This is a genomic window from Granulicella sp. L56, assembly GCF_009765835.1.
Taxonomy (GTDB): domain Bacteria; phylum Acidobacteriota; class Terriglobia; order Terriglobales; family Acidobacteriaceae; genus Edaphobacter.
The window spans coordinates 1,523,128-1,541,085 of record NZ_LMUS01000006.1 but is presented as its reverse complement, the minus strand read 5'-3'; the positions used below and the strand labels follow the sequence as shown (position 1 = coordinate 1,541,085).

Here is a 17,958-nt window from a genome sequence, read left to right as displayed (position 1 = left end):
CCTTGTCAGAAGTTTAGTCGCATGAGGAATTCAATCTGGCGTCCAGCGTCGGCGGTGGTGGCTTTACCGAAGTCGGCGTTCTGAATATTGGCTGCCGGGTCGGAGTTGCCGTTCTGGATGGGAGCCAGGTTGAGCAGGTTGAAGGCGTTGAACATGTTGGCCTGGAAGCGCAGAGTTGCGGTGTGACCCAGACCTTCAAACTGAACTTCTTTGGCGAGGCTTATGTCGATGTCGCGGTAGCAGGCGCCGGTGAAGCTGTTGCGACCGATGCCGGGTTTGTAAACGTAGTTCTGGCCGGGAGGCAGCGTCGGCGGAGTGGTGTTGAAGTAGTTTTGACCGCCAGCGGTACCTGATGTTCCACCGGGCAGCGTGCGGTTGGGGAAGTTGGAGCCGGTGATGTAGGCGTTGTTGGAGCAGCTTCGGCCGATGGGGCCTGAGCCGTAGAGGATTGCCAGCGGACGCGTCGGCGAGACAACTGCCGCGTTGGGAACGAGGTTCGATTGCAGGTTGTAGGTAACCGGCGTCCATGGGAAGCCGGAGTGCAGGCTGGCGATGCCATTTACCTGCCAGCCATCGGCCAGGGCTTTGACGAGGAAGTTACTGGAGTGAACTTTGGGAGTTGTGTAGAGGCCGGAGATAGTGGCTCGGTTGCGTGTGTCGTAGTCGGAGGGGCCATACTCTGACTTGTTGTCTGCAGGGTTGGTCTGGTTGGCGTTGGAGTTGGCGCCGTCACCGTTGGAGACCTGGTCCATGTTCTTGGAGAAGGTATAACTGCCCTCGATCTGGAAGCCATGGCTGAGGGTGCGGGCTACGCGGACATTGAGCGAGTTGTAGGCCTGAACGGAATCGGTCTGCGCGAAGTAGGCTGCGTAGGTTGGGGCGCCGGTGTTGTTGTAGAGGAAGTTCTGGTTCACCAGGCGGGGATTGTGGCGGGCGAGGCTGCCGCCGTAGCCGACCGTCAGCACGATCTTCGATGGCAACTGGGTCTGTGTATCGAGAGAGTAGAGATAGCTGACTGGATTTCTGATGCGGCCGCCGACGCCGTACAACTCAATCTGCGCGCCATTGGCGGGGAAGCCGTTGGCGTTGACGCCGCCTGCGAACGCTGGGTTGGCGGGATAGCTGTCGGCTGCGTTGCTGGTGCCAAGAGCGTACTTGATCTGTCCGCCTGCGAAGGGGCTCGTGTCCTGGCCGCAGCAGACGTTGAAGGTCGCCGCGCCGGGAACGTTGTCGATGGCCTGCGTGTTGAAGAGTCCGGCATCGAGATGGTTGTAAGCGACGGCGAATCCGCCGCGAAGAACGACGTTGTTGTTATAGATGGCGGGGGTCCACGCAAAGCCGATCTTTGGCGCATAGTGGCCGTAGTCGGTGTTGTAGAGATCGTGGGTGGGAACGAGCGTCATGCCGGAGAGTTCGGAGCCGGGAGGCCCGAGGACAGGCTTGCTGACGTTGCCGGTCTTGTTGCTGATCGGCGTATAGATCTCATAGCGAAAACCGGTGTTGAGGGTGAAGGTCGGAGTCACCTTCCAGTCGTGCTGGACATACCCAGCGATATCTTTGGAGCGAAGATAGAGCTGCGTGTTGGGCGCGCCTCCCGTAAGAGTGCTGGCAGTGATGCCCTCGTAGATGGGAGCGTCGTTGGCGAAGTTCCACAGGCCCTGCATGGAGTAGACGGGGCGAGTGGTTCCGGAGAGTTTGTCGTTATCTTGTTCGAAACGTATCTCGCCGCCGATGCGGAGGATGTGCGAACCGAAGGTGTGCGTGACCTGATCGCGGACCTCGTAGGTATTTTCGGCGAAGATCGCAGGATTGCTGCTGCTCTGCGTGACGCCAAAGTTGAGGGTATTGGCGAAGGGCATGCCCTGGACGTTGATATTGGGGATGCCGTAGTTGACGGTGCCTGCGCCGTCGCGAAGGGCATTCTCGGCGAAGCGGGTGCTGTTGCCGCGCAGCTCATTGAGCCAGCTTGGCGAGAAGGTGTGGATATAGATGAGCGTAACGGCGGTGTTAAGCGGTTTGAAGGGGACGTCGGACTGTGGGCGTGAATCGGCTGCGCCGCTGGTGCCGTAGTTGTCCAGCTTGGTGATGTAGAAGCTGCCTGCGAACTGGTCCTTCTGTGTCGCGTACCAGTCGATGCGGCCGTTGAACTGATTTCCGCGAGAGTGGTTGGGCACGAGAAGCTGTGCGTAGTCTATATCGGGTTTTTGATCCAGACCACCGCCGATATAGGTGGCGGGGTTGGTGGCTGCGGAGGGAGTATAGACGCCGAGCTGTGACGCTCCCCCGCGAGTTGGAGAGCCGATGTCTACGCCACCGCCTATCGGATTGCAATAAGGGCCGCCTGCAGCGGTCTGCGTCATGCCGTTGACGGGGGCATATAGGCTTTGATTGTTGGCGTAGTCGGAGCAGTCTATGGGAAGAAGGTTGATAATGCGCGGCGTGACGCCAGCCGAGGTAAGGATGCTGGTGGTGATACCGCCGGGGCGAACGGTGGGGATCAGCGCACGGTAATCAGGAGTCTCAACATATTGCGAGACCGTGGTGTTTCCGTCATAGCCGAACCCGGAGTAAGAGGCGAATCCGAAGAGCTTGTCTTTGATGATGGGGCCGCCGATGGAGGCGTCGTAGGTGCGTTGCTTGGTCTCGACGCGCAGAGGAAGTTGCTCGTCGGGGCCGCCATACTTGGCGAAGGCATTGAGGCCGGGCTCGTCGTAGAGGAAGAAGAGTGAGCCGTGCAGGTCGTTGGTACCGCTCTTGGTGACGACCTTGATCTGTGCGCCGGAGTTGCGACCGTCGGCAGCGTCGTAGGAGGTGGAGAGGACGGTGATCTGGCCGATGGCTTCCTGATTAGGCGTCACGACAGCAGCGCCGCCGTGAGTGAGCGAGTCGACGGTGACGCCATCGACGCTGTAAGTGTTGGCGGCTACGGGCTGGCCGTTGGCTGAGATCTGGGTCTGGTTTTCGGTCTGGAAGATGCCGCGGGCCGATCCTCCGGGGCCTCCGCCGTTGGGGAGGAATACTGCGTTGCCGTTGCCTGCGCGCGCGCCATCCCCGGTAATGCCGGGAGAGGTGCGGAGGAGCTCATAGGGATTGCCTCCGATGATCGGCAGCTTCTGAATGGCTTCGCTGGAGATGGTGCTGCCGACGCTTGCGTCTGCATTTTGCAGCGCGGAGACCTCATTTGCGTTGACGGTCACAGTCTCGGAGACATCGCCGGTGTTGAGGGTCACGTTTAAATTGCGCGGCGTCTCTGCCGCAAGTGCGACATCGGCAAAGGTGGACGCCTTGAAGCCGGTTGCCGTGACGGCAAGGGTGTAATGCGCAGGAGGAAGCTCGCTGAAATGGTAGACGCCGCTGCTGCTCGTTGTCGCCTTTTGCGACTGGTGCGTGGCCGGATCGGTCAACGTAACGGCCGCATTCGGGATGATGGCGCCTGTTGAATCCTGCACGGTGCCGGAGAGGCTGGCGCTGAACTGTGCGTGGGCCGGTACGGATAGATAAAGTGCCAGTGCGATGAGTGCAAATCGTAAGAAGAAGCGGGGATTTCTGGCGTTCATGAACTGCCTCCGAAGGGGTAACTACTTCTTCTGCCGGTGCCGATGCCGGAAATGCGCCGAATTCGATTCTCCGCAAGGAGACGATCCGTTCGCGAACAGATCTTCGGCAACTTATAAAGTTTGTCGAGGCCAGCGTCTCTGGGTCTTCCTGAAGTGAAGGACCTCATAGGCCTGGAAAATGAGGCAGCATCGGCATTGGGAGTGCCGAAAGTCGAACTCAGACTAACAAGCGATGTGATGCCGGATGGTTACTTAGGTTTGTCCACCGTAGAAAATTATTGCGAGTAACTTTTGGAGCTATTGCATTGGCATGACGTGACTTGTTAAAACAGCGATGCCGCAGAGCTACTCTGCGGCATCGCTGGTTCGGTTGGTTGTGTTGCTTACTTGTTGTTCTGCGCCTCTGTCTGCGCGTGGGGGTAGTCCGCGCGGATAGTCAGAATCTCGTAAGGATGGATGGGGACGGTGACCTTATCTCCAGAGACGGTCAGCGGAGAACCGATAGGCTTCTCCATCAGGTCAGTCTCGGTCGCGGAGGTCGCGCCCTTGGGTAGAGTAAAGACTACGTCGGACTGCTTACCTGCCCACTCGAAGACACGGAAGATGAGGCTGTTGTCGTCTTCCGCCTTCTTGACTGCGGTCAGGACAACATTATCCGGGCTTACCGCGATGTAGGAGTGCTCGCGAGGCAGGCTGCCGGTGTGCGATTCGACCTGGCTCGCACGCAACTTGTAGTTGAACTCGTATCCGGCACGCTCGGTCAGAGCGCTCTTCCACGTTCCGGCGTGAGGATAGAGTTCATAGCTGAAGTGGTGTGGTCCACGATCGGCCTCAGCATCAGGCGATACGGGAGAACGCAGCAGCGAGAGCCGCAGAACGTTGTCCTGTCCGTCGTATCCATACTTGGTTGCGTTGATCAGGCTGAAGCCGTGCTGCTGATCTCCAAGGTCGGCCCAGCGAATGGCTGGAACCTCGAAGCGGGCCTTCTCCCAGCTATTGTTGCGAGTGGTTGCGCGCTGGATGGTGCCGTAGGGAATCTCGTATGTTGCCTCCGGCCCGGACGCTGCCAGTGGGAACGCCGCCTTCAACAGTACGTGAGTCTCGTGCCAGTCGATATCGTTGCCGACGACGACTTTGTCCGAACCTGCATAGAGCGTGATGTCCTGTACGAACTTCGAGCTCTGCCAGGTGCGCGTCACGCGGATGGTAGCGCGCATGGGTCCCTTATCGACGAGCTGAACGGAGTCAACTGCGCTGATCGGCGTGTTGTGATCGAGCGTGCCGGGATCGATGTTCCACGCGTCGTAGTCCTTGGGAGTGTCCTTGAAGGTCTGGAGCTGATTGCCACAGGCACCCTTGGCCAGCGTCTCGAAGTTCGACTTCTTATCGAAGAGGCTGGTGATGCAACCGTTCGAGGGGTCAACGACGACGCGAAGCGCCGCGTTTTCCAGAGTCAATCCGCTGGTCTTCAGATCGCTGACGAACGGCTTGGTTCCGGCAACGACGTGCAAGACCTCGTAGCCCAGGGAAGGTACGTTCTTTGCATCGACCAGCAGCTTGTAGCTATTGGTCTTCGCATCGGTGGACAACACCTCCGAAGGCAGGACGTGGTTGTTCGAGTCAAGGACGGAGACACCGTTCGACGATGCCGATGGCAACTGAACGTCAACTTCTACGGCGCCGGAACGCTCCCATGCAAGCGGATTGAAGACGAATACGGGAACACCGAGGGGTGTGCGCGTATCTACTTCAGACGAGAGGGTATGGAGTGCCTTGGTCGAGGCTTCGTTGGTCTCCCAGCGAACCTGATCGTAGTCCTTCTGGGCATCCTTATAAATGATGCCGATTCCGGAGCCTGCGGCGAGGTCGTGGAACTGGTTGAAGGTGATCTTCTCCCATGCGTCGGTGAACCGATTGTTGGGATAGGAGTCGCCGTTGAGCCATGCCAGCGAAGCGTACTTCTCTGCGTTGATTGTCCACTCTTCGCTGTCGCGCATATTGCGCTTGTGGTTGGCCTGGGTGGTGAAGACTCCGCGGTGGTATTCGAGATAGAGCTCATCCTTCCAGGTCGGGATGTGGATCTTGCCTTCCTCGGGTGTCGGATAGGTGTATCCCTTGGCGATGGTTTTGTAGTCCCACGTAGGAGAATCGCTGGCAATCTCCTGCTCGACGTGGGTGAAGAAAGGCTGTGCGAGACCATACTTCATGTTGGGAATGATCTTGTTCGATTCCGCCCAATGGTCGCCTTGATCAAGCACGGAGCGGGTTGCGCCGCCGCCATGATCGCCGACGCCATACAGGTCCATCATCGAGTCGAGTCCGGGGGAACGCTTGCGCGCCGAAACCAGGTCAGTCGATAGTCTCACCGGACCGAGGTCGGTGTTTCCATAGCCCTCGGGGAAGTAGGTCAACACCTTGCTGCCGTCCGGCGCCTCCCACCAGAAGAGCTTGAGAGGAAGCTGGTTGGTGTCATTCCATGTCATCTTCTGGGTGACAAAGTAGTCGATGCCGGAACGCTTGTAGATCTGGGGAAGCTGCCAGTTGTAACCGAAGGAGTCGGGGTTCCAACCGATGCGAACATCCACTCCATACTCTTTCTGGAACCAGCGTTTGCCGAGCAGGATGGAGCGCACCTGCGATTCGCCGTCAGGCATGTTGAGGTCGGGCTCGACCCACATGCCGCCGACAACCTCCCATCGGCCTTCCTTGATGCGCTTCTTGATCTCGGCGTTCATCTCGGGGTACTTCTCAAGCATCCACTCGTTGTATTGCGCGGCGGACTGGGTATAGGTGTAGTTCGGATACTCGTTCATCAACTGCAATGCGGAACCGAAGGTGCGCTTCACCACGTCGACGGTCTCGGTGCGGGGCCAAAGCCAAGCGGCGTCGATGTGCGAGTTGCCGGTGAGATGGAAGGTCGCCTGCTGAAGCATGGGCTTGAGCGGCTCGATCTCATTTTTCGCTTCGGTCAGAGAGGCATCGAACTTCGTCTGGTTGTCTGCGTCCAGTGCGGTCAGGTCGACTGCGGCGATGGCTTTCTGGAGCGTGGCGAAATCCTGGGTCGCATTTTTGGAGAGCGACGGGATCAGCAGAGCGGTCGAGATGAACTCATCCTGAAGATCCGACGGGTCGGGCCGGTTGGAGGCGAAGTCGATCTTCAGCATCGAGCCGCCGAACCGCTTCTCGCCGACGGTGGGAAGCAGCTTGACCGCGACCAGAATCTTGTCGCCGGGCTTGGCGTTGTCGAAGAGGACGATCGGCTCAAGGTCGTCGCCGAGAGCGACGCGGCGGCCATTGAAGTAGATGATCTGCGGCATGGAGCGATCGCCACGGGCGTTGAACTTGAACCAGATGCGCGCCCCGGTCAGGTCATAGCCATTGAGCGTCTTGGGAATCTCCACAAGCTGGCGATACCAGACCGCGTCGGTGCCCCCCTGGCTACCGGGCTTTACCACCGGCCAACTGCTGTCGTCCAGATCGGCGGCTTCGCCATGGGCGACGTTGCCGAGGTGTGAGCGCCATGACTCGGCGGGCAGATAGTCAAAGGAGCCGAGCCGCTCGACGACCTTTTGCGACTCGGGGGAGAGCGTTGACGGAATATCAACGCCATGTCTGCGATGCTGGGCGTTGGCAGGGGTGCCGAGGCAGAACGGTGCGAGCAATATCGCCGAAGCCAGCAGTGCCCCAGCGTAGTTGCGTACCGTATGGAGACGCGAAAAAACGTTCATGTACAACTCCTTACTTAATGAATACCTGTTCGTCTAAGGCAGCAGCGCGCTGTCTTGTTTTCAATTACCACCGTCGCATTCAGCATCACTGCTCCGGGTTGTCTCTGAGGGAGTGATGGAAGAATGCGAGAGATTGGAACTGAGGTGCAGAGGCACAAAAACCTGCCCACCCCTTGTCTCATTGCCTCGCGACCCTCTTGAACGTTCCGTTCGATCATTGTTCCGCAGCTTTGAATACCAAACATGATTGCGCTATCACATCGACACATGTTCGCGTTTCGAGTATTCATCTGTCAAATAAAAGTTTTACCGCTTCCCTGGCGTTACCGATTACGCAGGTGAAAAATCCTATTTAAATGTACAGCGGGAGTTTAGTCCAAATTTGAGGTCAGGAGATAAACAAAGGATTATTTCGGTCTGTGATAGCATCCCTGTTCCTTGGAACGAAGGCCTTCCGTGGGTCTGAAGTTGGTCACAGCCAGCCATGGCAGTATCTAACCGAGGAGAGTGGCGAGGTTGCTGTAGGAGAGTCTGACGATCCACCTGATGCAGGAGGACTCATTCGATGAAGGTTTACTCGGGAAATGATATCCGCAATGTCGCTGTCGTGGGGCACTCCCATAGCGGCAAAACGACCCTGATCTCCGCATTGCTGCACGCCGCAAAGATGACGCCGACCAAAGGGCGGGTAGAGGATGGTTCGGCTGTAACCGCGTATGACGAAGAGGAGGTTGCGCGCCGAACGACCATGGCCAATGCCCTTGCCTTTGCCGAGTGGGGCGGGGTGAAGATCAATCTGCTCGATACTCCCGGCTTTCACATGTTTGTTCACGAGGCGCGCGCGGCCATGCTGCCGGTTGAGACCGCGCTGATCGTCGTGAATGCGCAGATCGGGGCGGAGGCTGTGACGGACCGGGTGTGGAAGTATGCGGCCGAGGTCAACCTGCCTCGCATTCTGGTCATTAATCAGATCGACCACCCCAAGGCGGACAGCAGGATGGGGCGCCTGCGGATGATCGAGCTATTGCAGGAGAAGTGGGGACGCCAGGTGGTGCCGGTGCAGTTGCCGATTGTCGATCAGCATGGCTTCCACGGTGTAGTGGACCTGGTGACGATGAAGGCGTTTCTCTATGAGCCGGATGGCGATGGGCATGGGGAGGCAGGCAAGATTCCAGAGCCGATCTCTGCCGACGCGAAGGCCGCACACGAGGCGCTCGTCGAACTGGTCGCCGAGGGCAAGGATGAATTGATGGAGGAGTTCTTTCGGGAGGGCACGATTCCCGAGAACCACCTTATCGCCGCTCTGCACGAGGCCATACGGGAAGACCGGATCTTTCCGGTCCTCTATGCCAGCGGCCTGAAAAATGTGGGCACGGACCATCTCCTTGATTTCCTGAAGGTTTATGCCCCCGCTCCGGTCGAGCGAGAGCCGGTGGCAGCGGGGGGAATCCTGACCTCGCCCGGCACGCCCTTTCGTGCGGGCAATGGCGAGGCCACGAGTGCGCCGGAGGTGGTTCAGGAAGAGATTGTCATGCGACGCGTCGACGATACGGAACCCGTTGCCCTCTATATCTATAAGACGATGACTGATCCGTTTGCTGGCAGGATCTCGTTCTTCAAGGTCGTCAGCGGCATGATCAAGACCGATACCACGGTGCAGAACTTTACCCGGCAGGAGCCGGAACGGCTGGCTCACCTCTCCATCATGCAGGGCCGCAAGGCGGTCGAAGTGCCGGAGCTACACGCAGGCGATCTTGGGGCGGTCGCCAAACTGCGGGTTACGCTTACAGGGGATACGCTCGGGGACAAGGCGAACGAGATCTTTATTGAACCGGTGTCTATGCCGGAACCGGCCATGACCTATGCCATCGAGCCGAAGACCCGCGCCGATGAAGACAAACTCGGCCCCGCTCTCCATAAGTTAATGGAAGAAGACCAGATGGTGCGGTTCTTCCGTGACCCGCAGACGAGTGAGTTTCTGGTCGCCGGTGCGGGGCAGCCTCATATTGAGGCCATCGTCTCCAAGCTGAAGCGGCGCTACCATACGGAGGTGACGCTGAAGGCCCCGAAGGTGCCTTATCGCGAGACCATCCGGGGACACGCCGAGGCGCAGGGGCGCCACAAGAAGCAGACGGGCGGGCATGGGCAGTTTGGCGATTGCAAGATACGGATGGAGCCGCTGGCACGGGGCAGCGGCATCGTCTTTGTGAACGATATTTTTGGTGGTTCGATCCCGCGGCAGTATGTCCCGGCGGTCGAGAAGGGAATCCATGAGTCGGCTGCTCGCGGCTATCTGGCGGGTTACCCTGTGGTCGACTTCAAGGTTTCGCTCTTCGACGGCAGCTATCACGACGTCGATTCCAGCGAGATGTCCTTCAAGATGGCTGCACATGCTGCATTTCGCAAATGCATGGAGCTGGCAAAGCCAGCCCTTCTTGAGCCGGTGATGCATGTTGAGATCGAGGCCCCTGACGAGTTTGCCGGTGCGCTGATCGGCGATCTAAACAGCCGTCGCGGACGGGTACAAGGCATGGAGAGCGGTGGTGCAGGAACCATTGTGCGCGCCGAAGTGCCGATGGCTGAGATGCTTACCTATGGAACGACGCTCATCTCCATCACCCAGGGACGCGGCAGTTTCCACATGGAGATGGACCATTACGATGTCGTACCTCAGCTTGTGGCGGAGAAGATATTGGCGACCGCGAAGAAGATGGTGCATGACGAGGCGGAAGAATAGCGAAGATAGGGCTCATTTGGGCTCTCGCAGTGAAACGTTACACGATTCCAGCCAGAGCGCTCCGGTTTTGATTGATAATCGGATAGGCAAGGCAGGGAAACTTACCTTCTCGGTAGAGAAAAACGATTGTTTCTCACCTGATTGCCAATTAGACCAAGATGCTTTCGCCCCGACTGAGTCTATACCGGGGTACTTGTACGTCCATAAGTATGCGGACTAACAGCATTCAAGTCCAAATTTTAACCGTTTGGCCAGGAGACACATTGTCATCCGATTCAAAGGAACACCCAACTATCAGCCCGGACCATCAACTTCCGGCCCCTACTTCGGAGCAGCATCAGCACCATAAGACTGTCCGGATTATCGTATGGGTCGTCATCCTCTTGATCTTTGGGATCGGATTTTTCCTGATTCTGCATCATCACGACGATACGGCGAAAAAGCCCTCGCGCCACGGTGCAGGGGGAACGGCGACGATTACCACGGCGACGGCGCAAAAGGGTGACATCGGTATTTACCTGGATGCCATCGGTACTGTCACGCCGATTCATACCGCGTCCATCACCAGTCAGGTGAATGGGGTGGTGACCTCGGTGCATTATCAGGAGGGACAGATCGTCCGCCAGGGCGCTCCTCTCGTTGATATTGATTCACGTCCTTACCGCGCCACCCTGCTGCAGGCGCAGGGCATTCTGGAGAGGGATGAAAATATCCTGGCCCAGGCCAAGATGGACCTCATTCGCTATCAGGACGCATGGAGTCGCAATGCGATTCCAAAGCAGACTCTTGATGATCAGGAAAAGATCGTTCTTCAGGACGAGGGTACGGTCAAAAACGATCAGGGCACTGTCCAATACGACCAGGTGCAGGTTGACTATTGTCATATCACGGCACCGTTTACCGGCAGGATCGGACTGAGGCTGGTTGACCCCGGCAATGTCGTTCAATCATCGGGTGGGACAACGCTCGCAGTGATTACCCAGATACAGCCGATCACTGCGATCTTTACGATTGCCGAAGACAATCTCGGACAGGTTCAACCTCGCCTGCGAGCAAAGCTTCCGGTGTATGCCTTTGACCGGACATCGCTGAATAAGATTGCCACGGGCTCGTTGCTAACGCTCGATAACCTAATCGACACGACGACCGGAACGGTGAAAGCCCGCGCATTGTTCGACAACAAGAACGGCGTGCTCTTTCCTAACGAGTTCATCAATACCCGATTGCTGGTCAACACTCTCCACAATGTGACCCTTGTTCCCTCGTCGACAGTGCAGCACAATGGACAGGAGTCCTTCGTCTATATCGTTCAAAACAATGTGGCGCACGTTCGCAGCGTGAAGCCGGGAGTAACGGACGACAACACCACTCAGATCGAAGGCGTCAATCCGGGCGACGTCCTTGCTGACAGCAGCTTCGAAAAACTGCAGGACAACTCCAAAATCATCATCTCCAAGACGCCTGTTCCAACCAGCACCACAGGGAGTGAAGCTCCTTGAGTCCCTCACGCCCGTTTATTCTTCGTCCTGTTGCGACGTCGCTGTTGATGGCGGCCATTCTGTTGGTTGGCCTTGTAGGCTACACGCAGTTGCCCGTCTCCGCGCTGCCTGAGGTTGACTACCCGACCATTCAGGTCGTCACCTTCTATCCCGGAGGCAGTCCCGACGTAGTGGCTACCACGGTGACTGCGCCACTGGAGCGGCAGTTTGGCGAGCTCCAGGGCCTCAGTCAAATGACCTCCTCGAGCTCGGGCGGCAACTCCGTCATCGTTCTCCAGTTCAATCTCAATCTGGATATCGATGTCGCCGAAGAAGAGGTGCAGTCGGGCATCAATGCGGCGCAGAGCTATCTCCCGGCCAACCTGCCTTCGCCGCCTATCTATAACAAGACGAATCCTGCTGACGCGCCCATCCTGACCCTCGCGATCACGTCAAACACGATGCCGCTTTCTGCTGTAGAAGACCTCATCGACACGCGCCTCGCGCCCAAAATCTCGCAGCTCAGCGGAGTCGGTCTCGTCAGCATCAGCGGCGGACAGAAGCCAGCGGTACGCATTCAGGCCAATCCCACGGCGCTGTCCTCTTACGGCATGAACCTTGAAGACCTTCGCACCTCAGTCAGCGAGGCCAGTGTCAACGCAGCCAAAGGAAACTTTGACGGTCCGCGCCAGGACTATCAGATCGATGCCAACGATCAACTTGTCACCAGTGGTGACTACAAAAAGGTTGTGGTTGCCTATCGAAACGGCGCGCCGGTGATGCTTACCGACGTTGCACACATCGTCGATGGCGTCGAAAACAGCGTTCAGGCCGCATGGATGAACCAGACCCCGGCCATCATCGTTAACATTCAGCGCCAACCCGGTGGCAATACCATCAGTGTCGTCAAGAGCATCAAAAGCCTGCTGCCGCAGCTTGAGGCCTCTCTTCCTGCTGGCATCCAGATCACCACGCTCACTGATCTCACCACCTCAATCCAGGCCTCAGTCGACGATGTAGAGTTCGAGCTGCTCCTTACCATCGCTCTCGTCGTGATGGTTATCTTTCTCTTCCTGCGCAATCTCTACGCCACCATTATCCCCAGCGTGGCCGTACCGTTGTCCCTTGTCGGAACCTTCGCCGTGATGTACATACTCGGCTACAGTCTCGACAATTTATCGCTCATGGCGCTCACCATCTCCACCGGCTTCGTCGTCGACGACGCCATTGTCATGATTGAAAACATCGCGCGATATCTTGAAGAGGGTGACTCGCCTATGCAGGCGGCCCTCAAGGGAGCCGAACAGATCGGCTTCACCATCATGTCGCTGACTGTCTCCCTGATTGCCGTTCTCATCCCGCTGCTCTTCATGGGAGACGTCATTGGCCGACTCTTCCGCGAGTTCGCAGTGACGCTGGCCGTCACCATTGTCATCTCCGCTGTGGTCTCGCTTACTCTTACCCCGATGATGGCCTCACGCATCCTCAAGCACACTCCACCGGAGCAGCAAGGCCGATTCTTCAAGGCCTCCGAACGTGTCTTCGAGAGCATGATCTCCTTCTACGGACGCACGCTCAAATTCGTCCTGCGCTTTCAGACCATCACACTCCTCGTCGCTGTTGCAACGCTTATACTCACCATCTATCTCTACATCATCATTCCTAAAGGCTTCTTCCCTGTGCAAGATACCGGCGTCATTCAGGGCATCTCGCAGGCCTCGCCAACCATCGGCTCCAAGAGCATGGCGGTAAAGCAGAAGGAACTGGCAGCAGTCATCCTCCAAGATCCTGCCGTCGAGAGTCTCTCTTCCTTCATCGGAGCCGACGGAACCAACACCACGATCAACAGCGGCAGAATGTCGATTAATCTCAAGCCGCTTAATCAGCGTGACCTCAGCGCCTCAGACGTCATTCGCCGCCTTCAACGCAAGCTGAAAGATGTGCAGGGCATCGAGCTCTACATGCAACCCGTGCAGAACATCACGGTCGACGACCGCGTCAGCCGCACCCAATACCAGTACACTCTCGAAGACCCCGACCAGAACGAGCTCAACCTATGGACCGCCCGCTTCGTCGATAAGCTGAAGCAGCTACCGGGGCTTGAAGACATCGCCACCGACCAGCAGTTGGGTGGCCTCGCCGTAGATCTTGTCATCGACCGCAACACCGCATCGCGGCTCGGCATTGCGCCAACCACCATCGACAATACGCTTTACGATGCCTTCGGCCAGCGCCAGATCAACACGATGTACACGCAGCTTAACCAGTACCACGTCATTCTTGAGGCCCAGCCGCAGTTCCAGCTCGACCCTAGTATGCTTAGCCATCTTTACATCCAGTCCAACGCCGCTACGGGTACTAGTGGCGCAGGCGGCTCTTCGGATTCCGGTAAGGGCTCCACGTCAGCCGGATCAAACGCTCTCACCACTTCGCCACTTTACACTCCTTCGTCGAACGTGCTGGTGCCGCCGGTCAGCCCTCTTACGTCCAGCGCTGCCACCATCACCCAGGGAGCAGGTTCCGCTGGTGCCACCAGCTCTTCTATCAGCAATTCGGTGCCTTTCAGTGCCTTCTCGCACTTTCAGACGACTACCGAGCCGCTCTCCATCATGCATCAGGGACAGTTTCCTGCCATCACAGTTTCCTTCAATCTGGCCCCCGACGGCTCCCTCGGGGGTGCCATCGACTCCATCACCAAAGTGCAGAAAGACATGCACATGCCGGCCAGCCTCCAAGCAGATTTTCAGGGCACTGCGGCATCCTTTCGTAACTCTCTCTCGAATGAGCCACTCCTCATCCTCGCCGCTCTTGTCACCGTCTACATCGTGCTGGGCGTTCTCTATGAGAGCTTCATTCACCCCATCACCATTCTTTCTACGCTTCCCTCTGCTGGTGTCGGTGCATTCCTCGCTCTCATCATCTTCCATCAGTCCCTCAGCATCGTCGCGATCATAGGACTTGTCCTGCTCATAGGTATCGTTAAAAAGAATGGAATCATGATGGTGGACTTTGCTCTCGAAGCAGAGCGAGAGCACGGGAAAAGTGCTACCGACGCCATCTACGAGGCTTGTCTTCTCCGTTTCCGTCCCATCATGATGACCACGATGGCTGCGCTTCTCGCCGGCATTCCGCTTGCTTTCGGGACTGGCGAAGGCTCTGAGCTGCGCAAGCCGCTCGGCATTGCTATGGTCGGCGGACTGCTTCTTAGCCAGGTCCTCACCCTTTACACCACGCCGGTCATCTATATCTTCTTTGACAATCTGGCCGCGCGCTTCTCCCACAAAGGAAAGGCACACAACGGCAACGAACCGCAACACGTAGGGCAGCCATGAACATCTCCGAGCCCTTCATCCACAGGCCGGTAGCGACGACGCTGCTTACTATCGCTATCGCCATCGCCGGAGCGATTGCGTTCACCGTACTTCCGGTCTCGCCTCTGCCGCAGGTGGACTTTCCTACGATTTCGGTTCAGGCAGGTCTGCCTGGAGGCAGCGCCGAGATCATGGCCTCTTCTGTGGCTACACCGCTCGAGCGGCAGTTCGGCCATATCGCTGGCGTTACTGAGATGACCTCTTCGAGCAGTCTCGGTTCGACTCAGATCACGATCCAATTCGATTTGAGCCGCAATATCGATGGCGCGGCACGCGATGTCCAGGCAGCTATCAACGCAGCGCGCACCTATCTTCCTGCTAACCTCCCTGGAAATCCCACCTATCGCAAGGTCAACCCGGCTGATGCTGCGATCATGATCCTTACGTTGACGTCCGATATCTACGATCCGGGCAAGCTCTACGACGAAGCCTCTACAGTTCTTCAACAAAAACTTTCGCAGATTGAGGGCGTAGGACAGGTAGCCGTGGGCGGAGGCGCGCTTCCATCCGTTCGTGTTGAGGTAAACCCCACCAAACTCGCTAGCTACGGCCTCACCATGGCCAATCTCCAGTCAGTACTCAGCCTGCAGAACTCCGCTTTGGCGAAGGGGCAGATTACCGACGGCAACACCACCGCCGATATTCTTGCCAATGATCAGATTTCAAAAGCGGTGGACTACCAGCCGCTGATCGTTGGCTACAAGAATGGGGCGGCCATTCATCTGTCCGATGTCGCGGACGTCATCGACTCCGTGCAGAACATCCGTAATGGTGGCTATCTCAACGGCAAACGCGCCATTAACATCATCATCCACCGCGAGCCTGGCGCCAACATTATCGATACCAACAACCGAATCCTCGCTGCGATTCCTTCCATGAAGGCTTCGATTCCGAATGGAATCGACGTCACTGTCATGCTCGATCGCACGACCACTATCAAGGCTTCGGTTCACGACGTTGAATGGACGCTCCTTCTTTCCATTGTCCTCGTCATCTTTGTTGTCTTCATCTTTCTTCGGAATGCGCGGGCGACGCTCATTCCGGCGGTCGCCGTGCCAGTCTCTCTCATAGGCACTCTGGCAGTGATGTATCTCTTCGGCTATAGCATCGACAACCTATCGCTGATGGCGCTTACCATCTCTACAGGCTTCGTCGTCGACGACGCTATCGTCGTCATGGAGAACATCACTCGCCATCTGGAAGCCGGTATGGGCTCCTTCGCTGCAACTCTCAAAGGCGCGCAGGAGATCGGCTTCACCGTCATGTCCATTAGCTTCTCGCTCATCGCGGTATTCATTCCGCTGATTTTGATGGGCGGAATCGTTGGCCGACTCTTCCGCGAATTTGCTATCACGCTTTCCACTGCCATCCTGGTTTCGATGGTCATCTCTCTCACAACTACGCCCACGATGTGCGCCTACATCCTGAAAGATGAGCACAAAGAAAAGCATGGCCGCCTTTACATGGCGAACGAGAGGTTCTTCGAGTGGGTACTCTCCCTCTATCGCCGTACGTTGCACTGGGTTCTCGACAACCCCGGCCTCACGCTCACGGTTCTCTTCCTTACGATTCTCCTGAATGTCGCCATCGCTATAAAGATCCCCAAAGGTTTCTTTCCCCAGCAGGATACGGGCGCTATTCAAGGTGGAATCCAAGGGCCACAGGATGCTTCTTTTCCAGCGATGGACGCTGCCACGAAGCAGGTGGAAGATGTCGTAGTGAAAGACCCAGCTGTCCAGACTGTCATTGCCTTTACAGGTGGCGGCAACGGGGGTTTTGTCTATGTTACGTTGAAACCACTCAACGTTCGCAAGATTGGCGCCGAGGCGGTGATTGACCGCCTACGCCCGAAGTTGAACAAGCTTACCGGGGCCTCCACTTTCCTTCAGGCCTCGCAAGACCTTCGCATCGGCGGACGATCCAGCAGCGCTCTTTATCAGTACACGCTTCAGGCCGACAACCTTGCCGATCTCTCAAAATGGGGTCCGATTGTGCTGGCGCATATGAAGCACCTCCCCGGCCTGCAGGACGTCAATACCGACCAACAAAATGGCGGGTTGGATCTCTTGCTGGACTACGACCGAGTTAAAGCGGCCAGACTAGGACAGACTGCTCAGACACTCGACTCCTCTCTCTATAGTGCCTTCGGTCAATCCGAAGTCTCAGTGATCTACACCCAACTCAATCAGTACTACGTTGTTCTTGAGGTCGCACCCCCGTATTGGCAGAGCCCCGCAGGACTTACAAATATCTATCTTCGCCCAGGGGGAAGCACCAACCCGACAGCAACCGGCAATATTCCGCTCTCTACGATGGCTACAAACCAAGCCACCACCATACCCCTGTCTCTTAACCACACAGGGCTCTTTCCGTCGGATACGATCTCCTTCAATCTCGCACCAGGCGTCTCGCTCAGCGATGCAACACTTGCTATCGACCAGATGCAGGATCAGTTGGGCATCCCGGCCACCGTCCACGGCTTCTTCGCCGGCACGCTGCAGGCTTACCAGGATTCTCTCAGTACCGAGCCTCTCCTTATCCTGACCGCTATCTTCGCCGTCTACATCGTCCTCGGTATTCTTTACGAGAGCTTGGTACATCCCATCACGATTCTGTCGACGCTGCCGTCTGCCAGCGTCGGAGCCATGCTTGCGCTTCTCCTCTTCCACGAGGACCTGAACGTAATCTCAATCATCGGCATCGTACTGCTGATAGGCATCGTTAAAAAGAATGCCATTATGATGATTGACTTTGCGCTTCAGGTCGAACGCGAACAGGGGATAAGCCCCGAAGAAGCGATCTTTGAAGCCTGCATGCTTCGCTTCCGTCCCATTCTAATGACCACTACGGCTGCAATGTTTGGAGCCATTCCGCTTGCATTTGGAACTGGCATGGGCTCTGAGCTCCGCCGCCCGTTGGGCATCACCATCGTAGGAGGACTCCTTGTGAGCCAACTCCTGACTCTTTACACCACTCCCGTCGTCTACCTTACCCTCGATCGCCTTCGTCTTCGCATCCAGGGCAGGAAGAAGCACGACACGTTTCATCCTGCGGTCGGTCCAACCCCCGCCACAGATTAAATTCGAG

The 17,958-nt window shown here is 57.2% G+C and carries 6 protein-coding genes; 4 read left to right on the top strand and 2 right to left on the bottom strand.

What is annotated here, in order from left to right; translation table 11 throughout:
* Nucleotides 1–5 precede the first annotated feature (5 nt).
* Together GSQ81_RS14115 and GSQ81_RS14110 are read right to left on the bottom strand one after the other, a co-directional pair.
* Complete coding sequence (locus GSQ81_RS14115) at nt 6–3,557, bottom strand: carboxypeptidase regulatory-like domain-containing protein (RefSeq protein WP_158911333.1); 3,552 nt, start codon at nt 3,555–3,557, stop codon at nt 6–8.
* A gap of 383 nt (nt 3,558–3,940) precedes the next feature.
* Nucleotides 3,941–7,285: a glycoside hydrolase family 38 C-terminal domain-containing protein gene (locus GSQ81_RS14110; RefSeq protein WP_158911332.1), complete on the bottom strand. Its 3,345-nt coding sequence runs from the start codon at nt 7,283–7,285 to the stop codon at nt 3,941–3,943.
* Between the two features lie 565 nt (nt 7,286–7,850).
* Here GSQ81_RS14110 and fusA point away from each other — a divergent pair.
* The 4 genes from fusA to GSQ81_RS14090 all read left to right on the top strand — a co-directional run bounded on the left by fusA (nt 7,851) and on the right by GSQ81_RS14090 (nt 17,951).
* Nucleotides 7,851–10,022: an elongation factor G gene (gene fusA, locus GSQ81_RS14105; protein ID WP_158911331.1), complete on the top strand. Its 2,172-nt coding sequence runs from the start codon at nt 7,851–7,853 to the stop codon at nt 10,020–10,022.
* Nucleotides 10,023–10,285: 263 nt separating this feature from the next.
* Complete coding sequence (locus GSQ81_RS14100) at nt 10,286–11,521, top strand: efflux RND transporter periplasmic adaptor subunit (protein WP_158911330.1); 1,236 nt, start codon at nt 10,286–10,288, stop codon at nt 11,519–11,521.
* Nucleotides 11,518–14,832 (top strand): efflux RND transporter permease subunit, encoded by a 3,315-nt coding sequence (locus tag GSQ81_RS14095; protein ID WP_158911329.1) that lies wholly within the window; start codon nt 11,518–11,520, stop codon nt 14,830–14,832. The genes GSQ81_RS14100 and GSQ81_RS14095 overlap by 4 nt, the downstream gene beginning before the upstream one ends.
* Nucleotides 14,829–17,951: an efflux RND transporter permease subunit gene (locus tag GSQ81_RS14090; protein WP_158911328.1), complete on the top strand. Its 3,123-nt coding sequence runs from the start codon at nt 14,829–14,831 to the stop codon at nt 17,949–17,951. Before GSQ81_RS14095 ends, GSQ81_RS14090 begins: the two co-directional genes overlap by 4 nt.
* Nucleotides 17,952–17,958: the final 7 nt, after the last annotated feature.